Origin of the sequence: Streptomyces lydicus, from assembly GCF_004125265.1 — a bacterium.
Classification (GTDB): Bacteria; Actinomycetota; Actinomycetes; order Streptomycetales; family Streptomycetaceae; genus Streptomyces; species Streptomyces lydicus_C.
In genome coordinates this window covers 8,583,636-8,604,875 of sequence record NZ_RDTE01000003.1, presented here as the reverse complement: position 1 = coordinate 8,604,875, position 21,240 = coordinate 8,583,636, and the positions used below count along the sequence as shown (strand labels likewise).

Genomic DNA, 21,240 nt, shown 5'->3' with positions numbered 1-21,240 from the left:
CGGGGCATGCCAGACGCGCCAAGACGTCGTCCGCGAAGTGTTCGTTCATCGTCGTCCCGTTCCTTCCAGCCGCGAGGCGGCGAGCATGCTACCCAGTCGCCTTCGCGCGTGGGACATCCGGCTTTTGACGGTACCCACCGGGATGGCGAGCGCGGTGGCCACTTCCGGGTAGGCCATCTCCTCGACCAGCACCAGCGCGAGGACCTCGCGCAGATGCTCAGGAAGGGCGCGCACGGCTGCCCGTAGCGCGGTGTGCTCGGACTCCACCACGATCTGGTCCTCGACGCTCGGCGCCGGGTCGGCCACGTCCTGAGCCTCGGCCAGGTCCGCCAGTTGCGGCCGGGATCTGCGGAGCTGGTTGTGGGCCTGCCGTCGGGCCACGCCCATGAGCCAGCCCCGTACGGAGGATTCGCCGCGGAATCCTTCAGCCGAGCGCCATACGGCCAGCCAGGTCTCCTGCAGGATCTCCTCGGACACGCCCTGGTCCGAGGTGAGTCTGCGGATGAGGCGGAGCATGGCGGCAGCATGCCTCTCGTAGAGGGCCCGTAGGGCGGTCTGGTCGCCGTGGGCGACGGCGGTAAGCAGAGCTTCGTCCGAACTCACACCACGTACGTATCAAGAAAGCGCTGTTCGGTTCACTCTTCGTCGGCACGATCCTCGATTTTCGGCCGTAGGTGCCGGGGCAACCGCCGCACCGCGGCTCTCGTGGCACCGAACTGCCAGAACTGCCAAGCGAGTTCGGACCTATTGATCCGTCGCGGACAGCCGTGATTGCGTGATTACGGATCGCGATTCACGAACAAACATTCGGTTTCTACGGAGGAGTCAACATGGGCTTAAAGGCCCCCGCTCAGGCGCAGAACGGCGCGAACCTGTTCGACCTCGACCTGGAGATCGGCGTGGAGAAGTCCGTCGCCGGCCCGGCCATCACAAGCATCTCGTTCTGCACCCCGGGCTGCACCAGCGACGGTGGCGGCTCCGGCTGCAGCCACTGCTGCTGACGGCACGTATCCGTGGGGCCGGGCGGGCGCCCGGCCCCACGGGCTGCTCCCGGGAACGCAGGGGTAAGGAAGAGAAGGGGGACACCCGTGAGGGAACCGTCGCAGGAGACACCGTTCGAGGCGAAAGACGTCTTCCTGTACCGAGCACCGCTGGCACCGTCAGCGCCGGGAGATTCCAGCCTGCCTCTCCCCGCCGCGGGAGGCCCCCAGGACCTGGCCGCCTGCACCGAACTGCTCGCTTCGGTCCCTGCCGACCCCGTCCTGAGCGAGGCACTCGACCTCGCCTCGCCCAGCCTCAGCGCCATGGTCCACCGCGTCACCGAGCGCGGCACCGCCGGCATCAAGGCGGGGCAGCTGCGCCGGGCCGCGCTCGCCGTGCTCCGCTACGACATCAGGATGCGGACCCGGCCCACCCCCTTCGGCTTTTTGCGGGCGTGGCGACCGGACAGTTCGACTCCACTGCCAAGGCCGAGCGCGGCACAGCGCACCGCACCCGCACCCACGCCGACATGCAGTGGCTCACCAGGATCGGCCACCGTCTCGAACGCGACCCGGCCGTGCTGTCCAAACTCACCGTCCAGGCCCACCAGGCCCTGCTTCCGCGCGGGGACCGGCTGGTCCTCACCTCGCCCTCCACCCAGGGCGTGCCCCCCGGCGAGAGCGGGCGAGGGCCGCTCCACGGTGTCCGTGCGCAGGACAGCGGTCGTCGAACGGGCCGTGGCCGAGGCCGCGGCCCCACTGCCGTACGAGGAACTGGTCCAGCGCACCGCCGAGGCCTTCCCCGGCGCGCCTGCCGAGCGGGTCCGCGGCCTGCTAGCGGAACTGGTACGGCAGGAGATCCTCATCACCGGGGCTGCGCCCGCCACTGGACGGGCAGCGACCCGCTGCGCCACGTTCTGCAGCTGCTCGCCCCGGTCACCGAGCCGTCCGAGGACACCTGCCGGATACACGACGCTCTGCTGGCCGTTGAGCACCGACGACAGGCGTACGACGCCCGACCCGTCGGCGACGGCCGCGAACACCTGGGCCGGCTGCTGAAGGCGGCGCGGTCGGTGGAACCCGACGACACGCCGGTGCACATCGACACCCGCCTCGACACCGGCTGCACCTGCCGTACGCGGTGCGTGACGTGATCGAAGAAGCCACCGGTGTCATGTGGCGCCTCTCCCGCTCCAAGCTCGGTCTCTTCGCCCTGCGTGACTACCACCGTCGTTTTCTCGATGTGTACGGAGCCGACCGGCTGGTGCCGGTCCTGGAACTCCTCGACGAGTCGACAGGACTGGGCGCCCCGGCGGGCTACGGCTGGCCCAACAGCGAGGCAGCACCCGTCCCGCCCGATGACCCCCGCACTGCCCGCCGGGACCGTGCCATGGCCCGGCTGGCCGCCGCCGCCCAGCGCGCCGGACGGCGCGAGGTCGTCCTCGGCGACGCGGACCTCGACGAGCTGTGCCACGACAGCGCCGACCGCGCGGACTTGCCCCAACTCCTGCGAGGTGACGGTGCAGGTCGTCGCCCCCTCGGTGGAGGCGCTGGACGACGGCGAATTCCACGTCTTCCTCTCACCTTCGCCCGGCTCGCACCGGGCCGGGGTCCACCTTCGCCCGGTTCGCCGACCTGCATCCCGGCTGGCGGACGGAGTTCGCCGCACTGCACGGTGACAACCCGGTGCACATCCAGGACGCCGTCCCCGTCGATCTCGCCTTCAGGACGCGCTCGGGCCGGGCCGCCAACCTCGCGCACACCACCCCGGCCACCGGCAGCCGCATCAGCGTCGGCGTCCCCGAGGTCGCCGGTATCAAGGAACTGCACCTGTGCGACATCGGCGTCGGTGCCACTCTGGACCGGGCTGACCGCCGTCCACCTGCCCACCGGCCGCGAAATCGTGCCCGTGCTCCGGCAACATGGTCAGCGCACCGGCCCAGGCACCCAACGCCGTCCGGCTGCTGTGGGAGATCGGGCTGGAGGGCCAGCGGCTGTGGGAGCCGTGGAACTGGGGGCCGCTCGCCGACTCTCCCTTCGTGCCGCGGGTGCGGTACGGACACTTCGTACTGGCCTCCGCCGTCTGGCGGTTGGACGGGATTCGCGCGCGAGCCGAAGAGCTGCGAGCGAGGAGTGACGATGCCCGCGTCGCCGACTGGGACCGCGCGATCGGCGACTGGCGGGCCGCCTGGGACGTACCGCCCCGGATACTCGCCGTCACTGCCGACCAGCGGCTGCTGCTCGACCTCGGGAACACGTGGCACCGCGAGCTGCTGCTCGACCAAGTGCTGCGCCACTCCGACCTGATCGCCCAAGAAGTCCCCGGCGAATACGAGGACTGGCTGGACAGCCCGCTCGCCGGGCACACCTTCGAGCTGGTTGTCCCGCTGACCCGCCGGGAGACTGATACGCCCCGCCGCCGCCCGTACGCCGGACACCGCCAGCCCGGACGCACCGTCCACGGCCTGGCGGCGAGTGGCTCTACCTCAAACTGCACGGCTCCGCCCGCACCCAGGACGACCTGCTGCGCGACCACATCCCCGAACTGGTCCGACCTGGCGGGGCAGAAGGGCGCGGACGGCTGGTTCTTCATCCGCTACACCGACGACGGCGGCCACCACCTGCGGCTGCGGCTGCACGGCGACAGCCCGAAGGAGCTGTGGGGCAAGGTCGCTCCCGCGGCCGGCGCGCTGCTCCAGCGGTGGCAGCGCGAAGGGTTGCTGCGCAGCCACACCCTCGCCCAGTACGACCCGGAAACCGAGCGCTACGGCGGCCCCGCCGCCCAGCGGCTGGCCGAGGACGTCTTCCGGTACGACAGTGAAGCCGTCATCGAACTGCTGCGCGTGGCCAAGGACCCTGCCAACGACTACGACGTCGACGACCTCGCCGTTGTCTCCTGCGCCGCGCTGGCCAGCGCCTTCGGACCGCCGGCGCCCGGCAACGTACGGGGCACCGAGGACTGTGGTGACGACGGCGCCGCGGCCTGGCTGTCCATGACCGGCGCGCGCCGCGACCTGCCCGCGGCGTTCCGTGCCCGGCCCGCACAGTGGCGCCGCCTCGTCGACCCCTACGGCGGCTGGCCCGTCCTCGTCGAGGACCCGGCCGGCGCCCGCGTCCTCGACGCGCTACGCCCGCGCGACGAGGCCGTACGGCAACTTGCCACGTGCGTACGGGATTCCGGAGACACACCCGAGGGGCGGGTCGTCGGCAGTCTGCTGCACATGGTCTGCAACCGCCTCTTCGGTGGTTCCAGTGCCCGCGAGCTGACCGTGCTCGGCATCGCCCGCGGCGCCGTACAGGACCACCTCAACCGCCGGAGGCACCAGTCATGAACTCCACCGCTGTCCGTCCGGAAGAGGGCCGTCTCTCTGGTCGCCGAGCGGCTCGCCGACCCCGAGTACATCGCCGCCGTTGCCTCCCGCGACGACAATCGCGACCCCATCTACGACGCGGTGATGTGGGGCCCTCTGACGCTCGCCAACGGCCTTCCGGGCACCGCCCTCCTCTTCGGGGAACTGGCCCGCACCGACGACGCCTGGCGACCGGTCGCCCACCGCCACCTCGCGGCCGCCGGGCGTGTCATGAACTCCGCGCCCAGCCGGGGCCTGTTCTCCGGCCCGGCCGCGCTGCTCGCCGCCGCCCAGACGTGCGCCGGTCCCGAAGGGCACTACGGTGCGCTGCGCCGGGGGCTGGCCACCTGGGTCGCCGAGGACCAGACCGAACGGCTGCGCGTCTTCCGCGCCCGTGCCCAGGACGGTGGCACCGGCGTCGACTGGGCCGCGTACGACCTGATCAACGGGCTGTCGGGCACGACCCGCCTGCTCCTGGACTCGGTGGCCGACGCGGACGAGGCCGGTCCCACCGTCGAGTCGGCCCTCACCGCGTCTCTCCACCACCTCATCGATGTCACCGCACCGATCCGGGTCGACGGCCACGAGGTCCCCGGCTGGTGGGTGCCGGCCGAACTCCACGTCAGCGAACGGGACCGCGAGACCTACCCGCGCGGGGACTTCAATCTCGGGATGGCGCACGGCATCGCCGGACCGCTCGCGGTGCTCTGCAGGGCGTACGAGGCCGGACACGGGATGCCGGGCATGCGCGACGCCATCCACCGCATCGCCGACTGGCTGCTGAGCTGGACGCTGCGCGACGAGGCGGGACCGTACTGGCCCGCCCGGGCGGGCTGGGACGAGGAGGTGGCGCCGCGGCGCCCGCACGAGCTCTTCACCCGTACCGCCTGGTGCTACGGCACCCCGGGCGTCGCCGCCGCTCTGTTCCGCGCCGGGACGGTCATGGACCGGCCGGACTGGCGCACCGCCGCCGTCGACGCGCTGCGTGCCGCGCTGCGCCGCGACGAGTCGCTGTGGGGCGATCGAAGGCGCCACCGTGTGCCACGGCTACGCCGGCCTGCTGCGCATCGTGGCCCGGGTGGCGCAGGCCGTCGACGACACCGAACTGCATGCCGGATGCCGACGCCTGACCGGCAAGGTGCTGGCGTGCGCCGATGAGGAGGCGCCCTTCGGGTTCCGTCACCTCATGCGCTTCCCTGCCGCCGCCCACTCGCCGGTCCCCCACCGCGCCGTGAACACCGCGGGCATGCTCGAGGGCGCCGCGGGCGTCGCCCTCTCGCTCCTGCCCGTCGGCGACGGACCACTGCCCTGGGACCGCACTTTGGGGCTGACGTGAGCCATGAGCCGGTGAAGGAAATCAGCATGTCCGAAACACCAGCCTTCGACATGGCCGACCTCGTAGTGCGCTACGGAAAGGTGACCGCCGTCCACGGCGTGTCGATCAGCTCCCCGCAGGGCCGTATCACCGCGCTGCTCGGCCCCAACGGCGCCGGAAAGTCCAGCCTGCTGGGCGTGCTGTCGACGGCCGCGCGGCCCGACGCGGGGACGGTCCGGATCTTCGGCCACGACGTCCGCGAGGCGCCGATGGCCGCACGCCGCCGCCTCGGGCTGGTCTTCCAGGAACGCACCCTGGACAAGGAACTTTCCGTCGAACGCAACCTGTGGTTCCACGCCCGGCTGTTCGGCATGAAGCGGGCGGACGCCCGGGCCCGGATCGGACTGATGCTGGACCTGTTCGACCTCGCCGACCGCCGCCGTCAGCCGGTCGAGGAACTGTCCGGCGGACTGGCCAGACGGGTGGAGATCGCACGCGCCCTGCTGCACCGCCCCGGGCTGATCATCCTCGACGAGCCCACCAACGGCCTAGACCCGACCGCGCGCGCCGCCGTATGGGCCGACCTGCTGCGGCTGCGCGACGAACTGGGCGTCACCGTCCTTTACGCGACGCACTACATGGACGAGGCGGAGTACGCCGATGAGATCGTCATCCTGCAACAAGGCCGGGTCGTCCGGCAGGGCAGCGTCGACCGGCTCAAGAGCAGCCTGGACTCGTCCCGCGTCGTGGTGGCCTGCGCGGACAACGAGGCCGCCGCCCGGCAGTTGCGCGCCGCGGGCTTCGAACCGCTGAGAGAGCCGGGTGGGGTCGCGGTGCACTGCGCCGAACCCGAGGCCCGGATCGCGGAGGTGGTCCGGGCCCTGGACGTCCCGGGACTGACCGTCTCCGTACACCACCCGTCCATGAACGACGTCTACTTGGCGGCGGCCGGCCAGGACAGGCCGCGACAGCGGCGGGAGAGTGTGAGCGCGCCATGACCGTAACGACCACTGTCGGCCCTTCCCCTGCATCTGCCCTTGTCTCCGGCGACGGAGGGCTGAGAGTTGCCCTGCGCGCCATCGGCGTCATCGCCCATCGCGATCTGCTGCGACAGGTCAAACGTCCGGGCGTTCTCGCCAGCCAGGCCGTGCAGATCCTCTTCTTCGTTCTGGTCTACGCCGTCGGCTTCGACGGGATGATCGGTTCGGTCGGTTCGGTGTCGTTCAGCGCGTACGTCTTCCCCGGGATCATCGCCATCCAGGTCGTCTCGATCGGTATCGCCTCCGGCCAGAGCTACGCCTGGGACCGCGAGTACGGCGTACTGCGCGAACTCCTCGTGGCCCCGGTGCCGCGGGTCTGCCTGCCACTGGGCAAGGTCGTCGCCGGTGCGGGGATGGTGACCGTGCAGAGCGTGCTGATGCTCGCCTTCTCCCCACTGATGGGGGTGGCGCTGACGGCGGGCCGGTTCGCCACCGCGGTCGGCTGCTACGCGCTCGCCGCCACCGTGTTCAGCGTCATCGGTCTCTGCCTGGCCACCGTCATCAAACGGGTGCAGACGCTCCAGGCCACCGTCCAACTGGCCATGTTCCCGATGCTGTTCCTGTCCGGGTCGGTCTTCAGTGCAAAGGACGTGCCGGACTGGCTGGCCTTGGTCATGTACCTCAACCCCATGACGTACGCCGTCGACCTGGCCCGCCAGACCCTGCTGGGCGGCGGCGGCCTGCTGCCTTGGTGGGCAGATCTCTGCGCACTGGGCGGGATCCTGACGGCGGTCCTGGCGCTGCTGAGAGTACGGAGCGGGCGATGAGCTGGCCCCCGTTGCCCGCGCACGTCCGCTCGGACGGCGGTACGCCGCTGGACGAGGACGAGGCGGCGGAGCGGGTGCTGGCCCGCGCGCTGCGCTGGATCGAAGCGAACCTGGAATGGTTCGCGCCGGGGCGCTGGGAGGAGTTCCTGCCCCGCCGCCCCTTCCGGCCAGGTCCGCTCCTTGAACTCCTCGGCCTTGTACGGGTGCTGGACCGATCGGGCGTCGTGCCCAAGGACGCACCTCTGCCGAGCCGCGCGCTCGCCCTCGCCGAAGATGCCGCCTCCGAAGCGGACTTCGAGCGCGGACTGCGCCGTGGTGACGAGTTCTTTCCGTATCACCTCAATCTGGTCGCGCTTCTGGAGGTGCTCGGCCGCCCGCAGCCCACGTTGCGCGCGGCGGGCGAGGCGCTGCTCGCAGCGGACACGGGCGGCCACACCCGGCCGTACAAGCCGGTGCTCACAAGGACCGAGCTGCGCTACTTCATCGACCGCGGAGGCTTTACGGCCCCCGCCCCGCTGCCCGACATCGGCACGCTCCACCGCCAGAGCATCGCGGCCCAGCACCCGGACGTCCTCCAGCTGACCGGCAGCGAGACCTACGCCTTCACCCATGTCCTTTTCTATGCAACGGACTTCGGCCACCATCGGCACCTCCTCGGCGGAAGCGAGGCGGTGGCCGAGCTGCGCGAGACCGTGCGGGTGCTGCTCGGCGTCCACCTCGCCCGGGGCAGTCTGGATCTCCTGGCCGAGCTGCTGCTGTGCGACTCCGCATTGGACGACGGGCGCGGTTCCGGCCCGCTGGTGTACGAAGGCTGGAATGCGCTGGCCGGTGCCGGGCTGCCGGACGGTGCCTTGCCCAGCCCCGTGCACCGCCCCGAGGTCCTGGCCGGCCTCGCGGGCGACAAGGCCGCCGCCTACCTCTTCGGCACGTGCTATCACACCACCCTGGCAGCCGCGCTCGCCGCCGCCGTACGGAAGCGGAGCCCGGCAGCCGGTGCCCGGCAACCCGTCGGATTCCCGCTTCCCTGCGCGGATCCCGAGGCGATCCGGCTGTGGGCGCTAAAGGCGTCCGGGGCATCCGCCGCCCCGGCTTCTGCGCGCGTGGCATGGTCCGCGCACCTCGGCCCGCTGCTGGCGCTCAGTGTCCAGGCGCGCGATCCGGACGTCCTTGCAGAGGTCGTGCACGCCGCCGAACGACTCGGGCAGGGCCGACGCCCGCTGGTCCGCTCGGCAGCAGCCCTGCTGGCGGCATGGCAGCCGACACATCCAACCCTGCAGTGAAAGGGATGACGCATGCGTATACGTGACGTGCTGGTCACGATGACCACAGCTGTGGCGACGACGGTGCTGACGGCCACCGCCCCCTCCACGGCAGCGACGACAAGCCGTCGAGATGCGGGCAATGACACCCGGGCCTGCTCTCCGTACGTCTCGATCAGCGGTTTCTCCGACGCGCTGGACAAGACCACCTTCCAGGGCAGTTACGTCGGCAACCTCTCCGCCCTCGCCGCCGGCTCCGGCGACCGGATCGCCGCCCTGTCGGACCGCTCCGAGCTGTTCACCCTGGGCCCGCGGCGCGAACCCGAACGCGTGGTGCCGCTGACGGATGAGAAGGGCGGGGCGCTCGACTCGGAGGGCCTGGTCGTCGACCACGACGGCAGCTACCTGGTCACCTCTGAGACCGAACCGTCCATCCGTCGTTACGGCCACGACGGCAAGCTGCTCGGGTCGCTGCCCGTACCGGACGAACTCCGGGTCGCTCCGGCCGGCAAGGCGCGGCTCAACCAGACCTTCGAGGGCCTGGCCCTCCAGCCCGACGGCCGCACCCTGCTCGCCTCTATGGAGGGCCCGCTCGACGGGGACCCCGCGGACGGCGAAGGACGGCCACTGGTGCGCTTCCAGACCTGGCACCGTCCAAGCGTCGACGCGGACTTCCGGCTTGCCGGGCAGTACACCTACCCCGTCGACAAGTCGCTGGGCGTCTCCGAGATCACCTCTTCCGGACTGGTCCTCGAACGAGGCGTCTCCGCCGACACGGTGCCAACGGTCCGTCTCTACTTCGCCGACCTCGCGCACGCGGACCGGGGCCGACCGGTGCCGAAGCAACTGCTCGCCGATCTTGCAGAGTGCCCTTCGCTGGGCGCGCATCACCCGATGCCGCTGCCCAACCCGCTCCTGGACAACATCGAGGGCATGCTTGTCACAGGCCGGGAGCAGACGGGACGACTCAAACTGCTGCTGGTCAGCGACGACAACCACAGCGACCGGCAGGTCACGCGGCTGTACGAGCTCAGCGTCCAGACGCCCGGAGGCTGACCCCAGGTCAGTTGCCCTTACCCGGCAGAGATCCCAGCCCCTGATGCCCGAGTGCTGGTGAGCACAGCGAATTGCCCGAAGGCTGCGCCCATGGCCATGGGGTCGGTGAGCTTTCCTGAACCGTCGGGCTTCTCCAGCCGGCCGCAACCGTTGACGTACTGATCGGTCGGTGGGCAGCGCAGGCCCCGCCATGAGACGCCCAAGACCCCTCGTCATGCCCACCGCACGCCGCTCCCGGCCCGAACCGTACGGCCACCTTCCGCGGCAACGGAACGGCCCTGCCGTAGTGCGGCAAGACGGGTATCGAGCAGGTGCTGCGCGATGCGCTCCCGGGCCTGCTCAGCGGCTGCGTTCGCGGCCCTTCGGGCGCCGGATCGGGTGACGTACCGGCGCCAGGAGCGCATCTTCGCCTCGTACACCAGCGCCGCTTCCGCGTCGGCGCAATCGCTGCGGGCGAGCGTCGCCAGCGCCAAGCGGCGGTACTTGCTCACGGCAGTCTCCGCACTCAGGCGGGCCAAGAGCGCCAGGGTGTTGTCGGTCGCGCCTTCCGCACGGGCCTGGGCACAGGCTCCCTCCGCCTCGGCCCGGATGCCGGCCTCGGCGTGGGCGATGACGGCGTTGACGTCCAAATGATCGTCCATGGTGACGTGCGTGGCGGCCACCGTCAGCGCGGCCTCGCGCAGCTGCTGCTCGGTGACGCGCCAATTCCCGCTCACCGCGCACAGCCCCGTCGATTTCGGCGTACCGCAGCCTTCACGAGAACTCGCCAGGCGGGCCCACTTGGCGGCTCGGTTCTCGGCACGGGCCTGGGCAAGGGCGCCCTGGCGGGCGAAGCGTTGGGCGGCGGCCTGCTCGTGGCGGGCCTCGATTCGCTCGGCCTCAGCCACGACGGCCTCCCGCAGTCGCTGTTCGGTCAGCGCCCGGCGCACCTGCACCGACGCTCCGGGCAGGTCTGCGTCTGCCCGCGCAGCCAGCCGGCGGCGCAGGCCGCGTCGGTAGGCGACCAGGTCGCCGCAGAGGCCGCAGTCGGTGCCGATGTCCATCCGCAGGCCTTCGTCCACCGCACATCGGAGCAGTCGGCCCGGCGAGGCAGCCCCCGGCCGAGTAGCCAGCCCACCGGGTCAGCAACTGCGCTCGGGCCTCCCTGCCGAGCCAGCCGGCGCTCCAGCCGGTCGGTCAGGACCCTGCCCGCGTACGCGGCTCCGGTCACCCCGGCGATGGCCGCGAGCTCGCGGCGTACAGCGACGGTGACCCGGGCGCGGGAGCCGGACTGCTCCAGGCGTGCCCGGACCAGCTCGACGGGAGCGAGCACAACCTCAAGATCACGCGGCGGCCGAGGTGCCCTGCTCCGCTGCGATCTGACTTGGCCCCCTGCAACGGGGGACAGCGCTCGGGGGGTGACGTCCTGCTGCCCCTGCCCGCGCGCCGGGGATCCTGGGGTTCGTCCCTGCCCAGCGGGTCAACCTCGCTACCGGCTGGAGTGAGTTGGGGACTCTTTCCGCCGACGAGAACCTGGTCCTCGCGCGCAGCCGTGCGTGTCGGCTGACGACAGCACTCCGACGGCGCTTCGCCGGAAAACCCAAACGCACAATCACTATCTCTGACCTCTTCAGCCACAGCAGTGTGGATGGTGTGGGGGCGAGCAGCAGCGGGGAGGTCTGTGGCGGCGGCCCGCGCGGAGCAACTGTCGCTTACTTGCCAAGGGCCGGGCGGTCGGGCTGGGCCTCTCGCCGGCGTGTGATCTCCGGGGACAGTTGCGGGGAGGTCTGTGTTGCCGACGTTTCGACGCTGTCTTCCTGCATCAGTTGCTGACGCGGAAATGGTGTGATGCCGGGCAGTTCGGTGTGCGGCAGCACGTACTCGACGCTCCACTGCCGTGGAGGGAGCAGTCTGCGGTGCCCTAGTACTGCAACGGTGTTTGTGCTGATGGTTGGGCAGTTCTATGGGCTGTGTCCGCGTCGTGTGTAGTGACTGATGCGGGCTTGGTGTTGTCGTTTTCGGCGCCAGTGTGACCAGTGCAGGATGTGGTCGACGGGGGTGGGTTGGCGGTCGGTGAGGCGGGTGATCAGGCGTCTGATCTCGGCGAGGCTGAGGTGGATGAGCTGGGAGGATCCGTTTCTGCTTTCCCGGCATCGAGGTCCCGGGCTCGCAGGACGGTCAGGCAGGCGTGGGCAGCGATGGCCAGGGTGATGTGGCGGTGCCAGCCTGGGTAGCGGCGGACTTGGTAGTCGTCCAGGCCGCACTCCTGCTTCGCCGTCTGGAAGCATTCTTCGACGGCCCACCGGCTGCCGGCGATATGGATCAACTCGTCCAAGGTGGCACCGGAGGGGCAGTAGGCGATGTAGTAGGAGAGCTCTTCGGGCCGGCGGACACTGCGACGTGCGAGGACCCAGTGGCGGCGGTCCTCGCGGTGCCAGGGACGGACCTCGACACGCGCCCAGTCGAACACCCGCGGTCCGTGGGCGCCGCGTCCGCAGGAGCGGCGTTTCCACTTCTGCCGTGGCAGACCGGTGAACAGGTCCTGAACCGGATGGTCCAGGGCCCAGCGGGTGACCACGGTGTCGTGGCGGGTGGTGGCCATGACGTGGAAGACATCGGCCTGCTCCAGTCCGGAGCGCCAGCCCTTGCTGAAGCCGTAGGCGGCATCGGCGGTCACCCACCGGAACGGGATCTTGTCCGCGATCGCACGGCGGACCATCTTCTTGGCCATGACGACCTTGGTCTCGAAGCCGACCTCGTCGTCGATACCGGCCCGGCGGCATCTCTCGCGGTCGTCTGTCCAGGATGCGGGCAGATACAGCCTGCGGTCGATCAGTGTCCGGCCGCCGCCGGCTGCATAGGCGAGGAACACTCCGACCTGGCAGTTCTCTGTACGTCCGGCAGTCCCGGAGTACTGACGCTGGACACCTGCCGAACGGGTCCCTTTCTTGAGGAAGCCGGTGTCGTCCACGATGAGCACGGCTTCACGGTCGCCGAGGTTCTCGACGACGTAGTCGCGGACATCGTCGAGGACCTCATCGGCTTCCCACTCGATCCGGTTCAGCAGCCGATGGATACGGTCCGGAGCTGCATGACCGGCCTGTTCAGCCAGCGTCCAGCCGTTCTTCCGCTCCAGCGGAGCAATCAGCCCCCGCATATAGGCAAGCGCCGACTCCCGTGGCTCCGTCCTGGAAAACCGATGCACAAACCGCTCATGCACAGCATCCAGTTCACCGGCCCACACCCTGACATCAGCAAGGTCCCCACCCATGCTCAGACCAACGACCGGCCTGCCCAACTGTCACGGCAAACACCGTTGCAGTACCAAGACGTCGTCTCAGTTGGTGTGACTGAGCGCCTGGGTTGGTATCACCCGCCAACTCAGGCGCTCTAGGACCAACCTGTGTTATCCGAATCAGGGGCCACCAACGGAAGTCAGGGCACCGCGATGGGAGCCACAAGTCGCCTCTTTCGGGCCGTGGTGCCGGGTGTGGGTGCGTCAGGCTGTCGTCGCGGTGAGGAACTGCGTCTGAATCTGGGCGATCTGGTCGGCCATGGGCAGCTCGAAGTGGTTGACGGCCGTCACATCGTCGGCGTTGTCGACGTGCCAGCCGTTCTCCTTGAACAGGGTCAGCCAGGCGTCGCGGGACTGGATGGTGTGCAGCGGGCTGGCACCGGCGAACATCATCTCGTCCACGGTCGAAACGACGAGTGCGGAGTCAAGGCCGGCGGGATGCACTTCCGCGGTGATGGCCAGGATGCTTCCGGTCACGGCGCGGCCGGAGACGCCGGCCAGGAGCCGTGCCACGTCGAGGGGTTCCAGGAACAGGACCAGGTGCTCGCCGATGAAGAGGGTCGACTGCTGGGCGTCGTGCCCGGCACGGGCCAGGACGTCGGCGACATCGGCGGTGGCGAAGTCCACCGCGGCCAGGGTGAGGTGCGTGGTGTCGGTGTCCAGGGCTTCGAGGCGGCGTGCCTTGTCGGCGGTGATGTCCGGCAGGTCCAGGTCGAAGAACAGCACGCCGGAGTGCCGAAACCGCAGTGCGCGGTCGTCGTAGCCGGCGCCGAGGTTGACGACCTGGCGGGTTCCGGCCGCGATGGCGTTCAGGACGAGCTGGTCGAAGTACGGGGCGCGGGGTGCCAGCAGGTCCAGTGACAGGGAGATGTCACTGAGTTCGCCGCCGGGGTCGATGGCCTGTAGTCCCTGGCCGAGCGCACGCCCGGCGGCAGGGTCGCCTTCGGCGGTGTGCGGGCGGTCGAACTCGACGCGTCCGAGGGCGCACACTTCACGGATCATGGTCAGGGTCTTGTCTGCTTGCGTCGTCATGGTGACGCTCCTTTCCTTGGGGTACGCGCTCGTCCGGGCAGGGTTGAACGCGCGTCGACCCTTTGCCGACACGGTGGTGATGAGATGCGTTTTCGGTGGTCGGAGGGGTTACAACTCGCCGGGGCTCGGCAGTTCTGCGGTGATCTTGTCGAGCAGCGCCTGGAGCGTGGTCCGCTCTGCCGGGGTGAGCGGCGCGAGGATCGATTCATCCACGGCGATCATGGCTTCCTCGTGTCCGGAGATGAGCTCGGTACCGGCGTCGGTGGCGAAGACGCGTTTGCTGCGTTCATCGCCGTCCTCGAAGCGGCGTTCCACCAGATGCCGGGCCTCGAGCCCGCGCAGGACGCCGGAGACGTTGGCCGCCGTCGTCCGTGTCGCCTGGGCGATGTCCCGTTGGATGACTCCGGGGTGATCGGCGAGGTAGTTGAGTACGAATGCCTGCTGCATGCTGAGCCCGCGGGAGCGGATCCATTCCTGGCCCGCCTGCATCTGGGCCCAATTGACCACTTTGAGCTGTTCAAGCGGACTGGCAGGAGTATGCGCCGGTACATCCATACCTTGAAGGTAACTGTTAATACCTTAACAGTCAAGTCGATAACTGTGTGCCGGTCCAGCACAACGCGGTGCAGCTTGGCCCACACCCGGGCTGCGGACCAGTGCGTGAAGCGCCGATGGACCGTCTGCCAGGAAGCACCGAAGACCGGCGGCATCTGCCGCCACGTGCAGCCCGAGGTGGCGACGAAGATGATCGCCGCAAGTACCGCGCGGTCATCGCATCGCCGCCGGCCCCCGCCTTGTGCCCGTACCGGCATTTCCGGCGCCACGTCCAGAAAGATCTTCCACAGCCCATCCGGCACCAACCGCTCAACTATGCCCATGCCGAGACAATGAGCTGTCGCCAATCAAGGCACCGTCTAAGTTATATGCGTGCGGCACCGGCACGCTGACCGACCGTTACGTGGCGGAGGTAGTCCGGCACATCCCGGCCGGCCAGCGTGGCGACGTGGCCGACGAGCTGTGCGCCACCGTCGCCGACACCGTCGAGGCCCGCGGCCCCGCCGACTCGGAAGCCGCCGAACGCGAGGTACTCACCGAGATGGGTGACCCGATCCGGCTCGCAGCCCAGTACGCGGACCGGCCGCTCACACTGATCGGACCCGGGCTCTACCCGGCGTACGTAAGGCTCCTCACGGTCCTGCTGTCCACCGTGCTGCCGGTGGTCACCACCATGAGCGCGGTGCTTGACGTCCTGGACGGCCGAGGGGCCGGCCCGGTGATCGGCGGGGCCGTCGGGGTGATGCTCTCCGTCGGCGCCCAGATGGTCGCCTGGCTCACCGTGGTGTTCGCCCTGGTTGAGCGGTCCGGCAAGCGGGGTGGCACGGGTGGCGAGGCCTGGACGCCCGACGACCTGCCCGAGCGCCGCGCACCGAAGGAGCGCGGCGCGGGAGCCTACGCCGGGGTCATGTGGCACGCGCTGCTGATCGCCCTGATCGTCTGGCAGCACACCGCGCAGCCGTACCGAACCGACGGCGGCACACACCTCGACGTGCTCGACCCAGACCTGTGGTCGGGCTGGATCTGGCCGATCCTGACCGGACTCGTCGGCCTCGTGACACTCGACGCGATCGGGGCGGTGCGGATGTGGACGCGTTCGCTGGCGGCCTGGAGTGTCGCCGCCGAGGCGGCCTTCGCGCTGCCGTTGGCGCGGGTCCTGCATCAGCAGGAGTTCTTCAACCCGGCCTTCCTGTCCGATGTCAACGGCGGCTGGCCGACCTCGGGCCCCTTCTACACCGTGGTGGCACTGGGGGTCCTGGCAGTGGGCACGGGCAGGGTGGTGAAGCGGTTCCGCGAGGCGCGGGGCTGAATCCGCAGAGCTCAGTCCACCGGGGGGGCGAGCCCACGGGGTTTTCCACGTGGAGCCCGGGGGGGGACCCGGGCCTTCCGCATGGTTCCTACTCGCCCCCAGACATTCCCAAGACCGGTGAGTTACCAGTCCGGGGAGTTCGTCCTGTTCTGTGGCTCACATTCCGGTCGCTCCTGCAGGCAATGACAGGATCCTCGGGTAACTCGCTGTCCCAGGCCAGAGTCCGATGTCGATGACTCGTGCGGCACACATCGCGGTGGACACCCCTTCTGGCACAGCTTCCAGCCCGCGCGCCCCGTCCTGAAGTCCTGGTGACGACAGCCTCCCTTGGCGACAGCCATCGCGCTCCGGTTCAAGCCCCCCCAGCCCTTCGGCGGCGGTGTCTGGAGTTGCTGACCGTCGTGCGCCGGTGGCCTGGGCCTCGAAGAGACGGGCAGCACAGATGGGGGCAAGCGGACGGTAGGGCCTGAGTGATGCGGTGAATAGGACCCTTGTCAGGGATATCAGGGATATCGGGGATGTCAGGGCAGCAGCGAAACCAAAACAGACACAGGTCCCCACGACCACACCCCAGTGGTGTGACGGCCCGCAGCGCGGCAGAGAAGCCTCCCCCGCACGCCCAACCGCCATATGAGCCTCGACAGTGACACCCGCCCGCGACCAACAGATGCGCCGTTTTTTGGCCAACCCCGCCCACCCCGGGCGCCCTTGCGGGACAACGCTCGATGCACCACACACCTTCACACGACCGCCTCTCCATGCCCCCCGCAGACCGACCGAAAAACGTGTGTTCGAAAGCTGTGGCCGTGTCGTTGAGCCCGGCGACACCGTGACAACCGCCAAGGACAACCGCCAAGGAGCCACGTTGACGAAACCCTGCCCGGCCAACGAGCCGCCTCAAGGAGCGAAGGACACGGATGCGGAAATCTCGGAAGCGGAACGCGAGCTGTATGGCGGCCGGCTCCGCTACGACCAGGTTTACGTACAGCACGAGGGCCCGCTGACCCGGCTGTCGTTCGCACACATGGCGGCCGCTCTGCCCCGCATGGTGGGCATGGTGCTGCGCACCGGCCGGCAAACGGACCGGCGGGCGCTGACGGGGGTGGTCGTCGCCCAGCTGGGGCAGGGGGTGACGTCCGCCTGGGGGCTGGTCGCGGTCAACGGCGCCCTCAGCGAGCTGTTCGCGGACGGCCCGACCGGGGACAAGTTGCGGGACGCCCTGCCGTCCCTGCTCGTGCTGGGTATGACCGCAGTGGTGGCGGCGCTGCTGTCGGCATGGTCCACGGCGATGTCGGGCCGGCTGGAGCCTCAGGTGGAGCGGGCGGTGTCCGGCCGGTACTACGCGGCGGTGACCGGCGTCGAGGTGGAGGCTACCGAGCGGCCGGAGATCCAACGGCAACTGGAGGCAGGGAAGTTCGGCACGGACTCGGCGCGGAGCATGCTGCGGCTGTCGGTGGGTGTGGGCAACGTGCTCATCGCCATGATCGCCGCTGCGGTCGTACTGACAGCGTTGCACTGGACGCTCTTGCCGATGCTGCTGGCCATCGCCCTGCCCAAAGGCTGGGGCGCCGTGCGCTCGGCTCGCCGCGAGTACGTCTCACGGCTGCACTGGGTCGACCACCGGCGGGCCATCGCCTCGCTGCTGGCATACCTGACGCGCCCCCATGCCGCGGGGGAGATCCGTGTGCACGCGGCCGGGACGAAACTGCTCGCCGGGTACGAGGAGATGTCCCGCCAGACGGAGGCCGAGCAGCGCAGGCTGGCCCGAGCGCAGGCGGCCACCGACCTGATCGCCGGCGCTTTCGCCGGTGTCGCCTCGCTGTCCTGCTACGGGCTGCTGTGGTGGCTCTTGACGAGCGGCGGCCTGCCGCTCGCCGTGGGCGGGACCGCCGTTATCGCCATCCAAACGTCCACTGCCCGCCTGACCTCGCTCGTCCAGCAGGTCAATCGGCTCTACGAGGAGTTGCTGTTCCTCACGGACACCGAGACCGCCATCGAGGTGGCCGCGGAGCACGCGATCCCGCCTGCGGGCAGCGCGCTGCCGCCCGCCGTGGACCGTGTGCGCGTGCAGGATGTCTCGTTCACCTATCCAGGGGCCGACAGCCCCGCGCTGAAGGGGGCGAGCGTGACGGTGCGCCGGGGCGAGGTGACGGCCCTGGTGGGTGCGAACGGCTCCGGCAAGACGACCCTGACGAAGGTACTGGCCGGCTTGCTGCTCCCCGCCGAGGGACAGGTGTGGTGGGAGAGCGCCGACGGCGCGCGGGTCGAGCTGCGCGAGGCGCGCCGCTCCGACGTCTTTGCCTCGGTGGGACTGCTCGCGCAGGACTTCCCGCGGTGGGAGATGACCGCGGCCGCGAACGTGGCGATCGGCGCCGGGGACCGCCCCCGTGACATGGGCCGGGTCCGTGAGGCGGCGCAGGACGCGAACGTGCTCGCGCTCGTCGAAGGCCTCCCGCACGGCTGGGACTCGATCGTCTTCAAAGGCTACGAGCGCGGAGTCCAGCTCTCCGGCGGGCAGTGGCAAAAGGTCGGCACCGCTCGGAGTCTGTACCGCAGGGCGCCGTTCCTGCTCGTCGACGAGCCGACCTCCGCCCTCGACCCGCACGCGGAGATCGCCGCATTCGAAGGCCTGTGGTCCCTCGCCGGGCAGGGCCACGCAGTCGTCCTTGTGACACACCGCCTCGCCGCGACCGCGAACGCCGACCGGATCTACGTCCTCGAACAGGGGCGCGTCGTCGAAGAGGGCACGCACACCGAACTCATGGCGCTGCAAGACGGCGTGTACCGCGGCATGTATATCGCTCAGGCGGCCCAGTTCGGGCTCTCTGCCGCGGCGGCCACAACGCTGCCGGCTGCCCGCCGCCCCTCGGCACCGGTCGAGAAGGACCTCGCGTGAAGCATGCGCGCTGTAGTGATCGACTCGGATGGGCAATTCCATCTGGAGCAACGGCCTGCCCCGGTGGCGGCACCGGGAAATGTGGTGGTCCGTGTCCGCGCCGCAGGTCTCAACGCCGCAGACCTGCAGCAGGCACGGGGGGACTATCCGGCGCCGCCGGGATGGCCAACCGATGTACCCGGCCTGGAGATCGCCGGTGAAGTCGAGCACGTCGGGAGCGCCGTCACCGGGGTCTCCACCGGAGACCGTGTCATGGCACTGGTCGGTGGCGGTGGTCACGCTGAGCAGATCACGGTCCCTGCCGATCTCCTGCTTCCGGTGCCGGATGCCCTGTCCTGGCAGGAGGCCGGCGGTTTCCCGGAAGCGTTCAGCACCGCCTGGGACGCTCTGATCACCCAGGCCCAGGTCTGCGCGGGCGACCGTGTGCTGATCAGCGGCGCGGCAGGCGGTGTGGGAACGGCCATGGTGCAGGTAGCCGCAGTTTCCGGAGCGCATACCGTGGCAAGCGTGCGCCGTCCCGAACTTCACGACCAGGTGAGGGCGCTCGCCCCGGACGGCGCACGCGTCGATGTCGTCACTCCCGGTCATGAAGCGCAGCACGGGCCGTACGACGTGATCGTGGAACTCGTCGGCGGACAGGACTGCTTGCAACGGGTCACCCTGCTGCGCAGCCGCGGCAAGGTCCTCATCGTCGGCGTTCAGGCCGGCGCAACGGTCCCGCTGCGGATGTTCGATCTCATGCTGGTGCGCGGCCAACTGATCGGAACGACCATCCGCGGCCGCACGCACGCGGAGAAGGCGCTGCTCGCCGACCTCATTCGCACCTCGGTCGTTCCCCTGCTCGCCCAAGGTCGCTTGCGGGTCCCCGTGGATTCGGCCTTCTCCCTCGAGCAGTACGCCGATGGTTACGCCCGGCTCGCCGGCCCAGGTAAGTTCGGCAAGGTCATCCTGACTTGCACATGACACGACAGTCTCTGCCTGGGATACACGCCTTCAAGACCCGGCACGCTACGCGGTCCAGTGCGGCATCAATCGCCTCCAGAGGCAGCGAGCCGTGGCCACCAGGTACGAGAAACTCGCGGTCCGCTACGAGGCCAGCGTCCTCGTCGCCGCCGTCAACGAGTGGTGGTGACGTACTGCTCCGACAACAACTCGAACACCCGCACTCGCCTACCGCAGGTGGGATTGACGGTCTCACGGACCGGACACATCCCCAATTTGGTCATGATTCGTTCGGAGGCGTGGTTGCCCACTTGAATGATGCTGACGATCCGCTCCAGCCCTCGCTCTTCGAACCCGAACCGTACAGCGGCCGTAGCGGCCTCGGTGGCCAAGCCCTGCCCCCAGTGGGAACGTCCCAGCCGCCAGCCGACCTCAATCGCCGGCAGCACCTCCGGCAAGAAACCGGGCACCGAAAGGCCGGTGAACCCGGCCAGCTCGCCGGTGGACCGGATCTCCACAGCGAACAGGCCGAAGCCCTGTGACTCCCACTCGCTCTCCCATGCCTGGACCCCTTCGCGAGTCTGCTGTTCGTCACGGACGCTGCCGTCACGGATCCACCGCATGACCTCGGGGTCGGCATTGACGGCAGCCATGGGCGCGACGTCTTCCTCGCGCCAGCGACGCAGGGTCAAACGGGGGGTCTCAAGCGGGAGCATCCCATCATTCTGGATCACACATGGGCTCTCCGCCATCCTCACCAGGCACTTTCGATACACGCCCTGGCGCGTCCCCGGGTGAGCTCTGCGGCGTACTTGCTGGGTGTAGGTGCCCGGCCCGGTGGCGATGCGCTGCGGAACTCCTCGCTGAGCCAGATCCGTTTTGTGCCGTGCCGTTCCGTGCCGTGGCTTCCCGGGTCGACTGCACTCGAACAGGCCTGTTCAGCGGGCAAGTTCGACCCCGTTCACGGCCGGAACCGACTCCTACCGGCTCCCGTCAAGTGAGTACATGTACTCACTCCTTGCCGGGTGGCCGCGCCCATCCGCCCGCTCCCCCACCGGCATACCGTTCCCGTATGCCCGAGACGACCGCCCCCACCACCACTACCGTCCCGACCGAGTCCGGGTCCTCCTCATCCGTCCTCAAGACCCTTGGATGCGGCTGCGCCGCCCTTGTCGTACTCGTTCTGGGAAACCAGATCAACGACGGTAGGAAGTAGAGAAAGGGGCTTCCGTACATCGCCACGGCGGCCACTCCCGGCACCAGCGAAACCGTCCCCATCGCCTCGTGACTGACCTGGGTTTCCTCGGTGCGCTCCTCGATGTGCTCATCGGTTTTCATGGTCTGAAGCCAGGTGCGCTGCGGCCGGCGCCGCATCGGTGTGCTGACTCATATCCGCGTCAGTACCGCCACCCGGTGCTCGTTCCGTTCGGCACCGTCTTCTGCCGTAGCTGACGCCTCCCTGCTC

At 69.5% G+C, this 21,240-nt stretch carries 19 protein-coding genes and 5 pseudogenes; 16 read left to right on the top strand and 8 right to left on the bottom strand.

Features of this window, described 5'->3' with window-relative positions:
• Nucleotides 1-45: 45 nt before the first annotated feature.
• Nucleotides 46-603: an RNA polymerase sigma factor gene (locus D9V36_RS40460; RefSeq protein ID WP_129292377.1), complete on the bottom strand. Its 558-nt coding sequence runs from the start codon at nucleotides 601-603 to the stop codon at nucleotides 46-48.
• A 227-nt stretch (nucleotides 604-830) separates the two neighbouring features.
• Between D9V36_RS40460 and D9V36_RS40455 the strand changes: the two genes are divergently transcribed.
• The 12 genes and pseudogenes from D9V36_RS40455 to D9V36_RS40425 all read left to right on the top strand — a co-directional run bounded on the left by D9V36_RS40455 (nucleotide 831) and on the right by D9V36_RS40425 (nucleotide 9,767).
• Complete coding sequence (locus D9V36_RS40455; RefSeq protein ID WP_129292378.1) at nucleotides 831-1,001, top strand: gallidermin/nisin family lantibiotic; 171 nt, start codon at nucleotides 831-833, stop codon at nucleotides 999-1,001.
• Nucleotides 1,002-1,304: 303 nt separating this feature from the next.
• Nucleotides 1,305-1,573: pseudogene (locus D9V36_RS43210) on the top strand (lantibiotic dehydratase); the annotation flags it as partial.
• A 109-nt stretch (nucleotides 1,574-1,682) separates the two neighbouring features.
• A complete protein-coding gene (locus D9V36_RS42480; RefSeq protein ID WP_241721408.1) occupies nucleotides 1,683-2,039 on the top strand; it encodes a lantibiotic dehydratase in 357 nt (118 codons plus the stop codon).
• Nucleotides 1,928-2,424 (top strand): annotated as a pseudogene (locus D9V36_RS42920) (lantibiotic dehydratase); the annotation flags it as partial. The gene D9V36_RS42480 and the pseudogene D9V36_RS42920, both read left to right, overlap by 112 nt.
• Before the next feature lie 191 nt (nucleotides 2,425-2,615).
• A pseudogene (locus D9V36_RS42770) lies at nucleotides 2,616-2,786 on the top strand (hypothetical protein); the annotation flags it as partial.
• Nucleotides 2,787-2,902: 116 nt separating this feature from the next.
• The gene (locus D9V36_RS42470; RefSeq protein WP_277753582.1) at nucleotides 2,903-4,312 is read left to right on the top strand and encodes a thiopeptide-type bacteriocin biosynthesis protein; all 1,410 of its coding nucleotides are present in this window, start codon (nucleotides 2,903-2,905) and stop codon (nucleotides 4,310-4,312) included.
• A gap of 123 nt (nucleotides 4,313-4,435) precedes the next feature.
• On the top strand, nucleotides 4,436-5,488 hold the full coding sequence (locus D9V36_RS40445) for a lanthionine synthetase C family protein (protein WP_277753581.1): 1,053 nt from the start codon (nucleotides 4,436-4,438) through the stop codon (nucleotides 5,486-5,488).
• The gene (locus D9V36_RS42765) at nucleotides 5,400-5,666 is read left to right on the top strand and encodes a hypothetical protein (RefSeq protein ID WP_347239870.1); all 267 of its coding nucleotides are present in this window, start codon (nucleotides 5,400-5,402) and stop codon (nucleotides 5,664-5,666) included. The genes D9V36_RS40445 and D9V36_RS42765 overlap by 89 nt, the downstream gene beginning before the upstream one ends.
• Nucleotides 5,667-5,692: 26 nt before the next feature.
• Nucleotides 5,693-6,643, top strand: a complete 951-nt coding sequence (locus D9V36_RS40440) for an ABC transporter ATP-binding protein (RefSeq protein WP_129292381.1) — start codon at nucleotides 5,693-5,695, stop codon at nucleotides 6,641-6,643.
• The gene (locus tag D9V36_RS40435) at nucleotides 6,640-7,452 is read left to right on the top strand and encodes an ABC transporter permease (RefSeq protein ID WP_129292382.1); all 813 of its coding nucleotides are present in this window, start codon (nucleotides 6,640-6,642) and stop codon (nucleotides 7,450-7,452) included. Before D9V36_RS40440 ends, D9V36_RS40435 begins: the two co-directional genes overlap by 4 nt.
• On the top strand, nucleotides 7,449-8,732 hold the full coding sequence (locus tag D9V36_RS40430) for a DUF6895 family protein (RefSeq protein ID WP_129292383.1): 1,284 nt from the start codon (nucleotides 7,449-7,451) through the stop codon (nucleotides 8,730-8,732). Before D9V36_RS40435 ends, D9V36_RS40430 begins: the two co-directional genes overlap by 4 nt.
• 12 nt (nucleotides 8,733-8,744) lie before the next feature.
• Nucleotides 8,745-9,767: an esterase-like activity of phytase family protein gene (locus tag D9V36_RS40425; RefSeq protein WP_129292384.1), complete on the top strand. Its 1,023-nt coding sequence runs from the start codon at nucleotides 8,745-8,747 to the stop codon at nucleotides 9,765-9,767.
• A 212-nt stretch (nucleotides 9,768-9,979) separates the two neighbouring features.
• Here D9V36_RS40425 and D9V36_RS40415 read toward each other — a convergent pair whose 3' ends face one another.
• The 5 genes and pseudogenes from D9V36_RS40415 to D9V36_RS40395 form a co-directional block, all read right to left on the bottom strand.
• Nucleotides 9,980-10,810, bottom strand: coding sequence for a hypothetical protein (locus D9V36_RS40415; protein WP_164992862.1), 831 nt, complete (start codon nucleotides 10,808-10,810; stop codon nucleotides 9,980-9,982).
• A gap of 1,022 nt (nucleotides 10,811-11,832) precedes the next feature.
• Nucleotides 11,833-13,017: an IS701 family transposase gene (locus tag D9V36_RS40410; RefSeq protein ID WP_129292387.1), complete on the bottom strand. Its 1,185-nt coding sequence runs from the start codon at nucleotides 13,015-13,017 to the stop codon at nucleotides 11,833-11,835.
• A 228-nt stretch (nucleotides 13,018-13,245) separates the two neighbouring features.
• Entirely contained in the window at nucleotides 13,246-14,073 is an 828-nt protein-coding gene (locus D9V36_RS40405) for a class I SAM-dependent methyltransferase (protein WP_129298137.1), read from the bottom strand.
• Nucleotides 14,074-14,181: 108 nt separating this feature from the next.
• Entirely contained in the window at nucleotides 14,182-14,628 is a 447-nt protein-coding gene (locus tag D9V36_RS40400) for a MarR family winged helix-turn-helix transcriptional regulator (RefSeq protein WP_129298136.1), read from the bottom strand.
• A 53-nt stretch (nucleotides 14,629-14,681) separates the two neighbouring features.
• Nucleotides 14,682-14,951, bottom strand: a pseudogene (locus D9V36_RS40395) (transposase); the annotation flags it as partial.
• An 80-nt stretch (nucleotides 14,952-15,031) separates the two neighbouring features.
• On the opposite strand from D9V36_RS40395, the gene D9V36_RS40390 reads away from it, so the two are divergent.
• The 4 genes and pseudogenes from D9V36_RS40390 to D9V36_RS43205 form a co-directional block, all read left to right on the top strand.
• Complete coding sequence (locus D9V36_RS40390) at nucleotides 15,032-15,937, top strand: hypothetical protein (RefSeq protein WP_241721254.1); 906 nt, start codon at nucleotides 15,032-15,034, stop codon at nucleotides 15,935-15,937.
• Between the two features lie 865 nt (nucleotides 15,938-16,802).
• Nucleotides 16,803-18,833 carry an ABC transporter ATP-binding protein gene (locus D9V36_RS40385; protein WP_129298135.1) on the top strand — a complete coding sequence of 677 codons (2,031 nt, stop codon included), beginning with the start codon at nucleotides 16,803-16,805 and terminating at the stop codon, nucleotides 18,831-18,833.
• A gap of 3 nt (nucleotides 18,834-18,836) precedes the next feature.
• Nucleotides 18,837-19,796, top strand: coding sequence for an alcohol dehydrogenase catalytic domain-containing protein (locus tag D9V36_RS40380; RefSeq protein WP_129298134.1), 960 nt, complete (start codon nucleotides 18,837-18,839; stop codon nucleotides 19,794-19,796).
• Nucleotides 19,797-19,839: 43 nt separating this feature from the next.
• Nucleotides 19,840-19,965, top strand: a pseudogene (locus tag D9V36_RS43205) (IS5 family transposase); the annotation flags it as partial.
• Here D9V36_RS43205 and D9V36_RS40370 read toward each other — a convergent pair.
• The gene (locus D9V36_RS40370) at nucleotides 19,949-20,491 is read right to left on the bottom strand and encodes a GNAT family N-acetyltransferase (RefSeq protein ID WP_129298133.1); all 543 of its coding nucleotides are present in this window, start codon (nucleotides 20,489-20,491) and stop codon (nucleotides 19,949-19,951) included. The pseudogene D9V36_RS43205 and the gene D9V36_RS40370 sit on opposite strands and share 17 nt — an antisense overlap.
• Nucleotides 20,492-20,786: 295 nt before the next feature.
• Nucleotides 20,787-21,113: a hypothetical protein gene (locus D9V36_RS40365; RefSeq protein WP_129298132.1), complete on the bottom strand. Its 327-nt coding sequence runs from the start codon at nucleotides 21,111-21,113 to the stop codon at nucleotides 20,787-20,789.
• Nucleotides 21,114-21,240 lie beyond the last annotated feature (127 nt).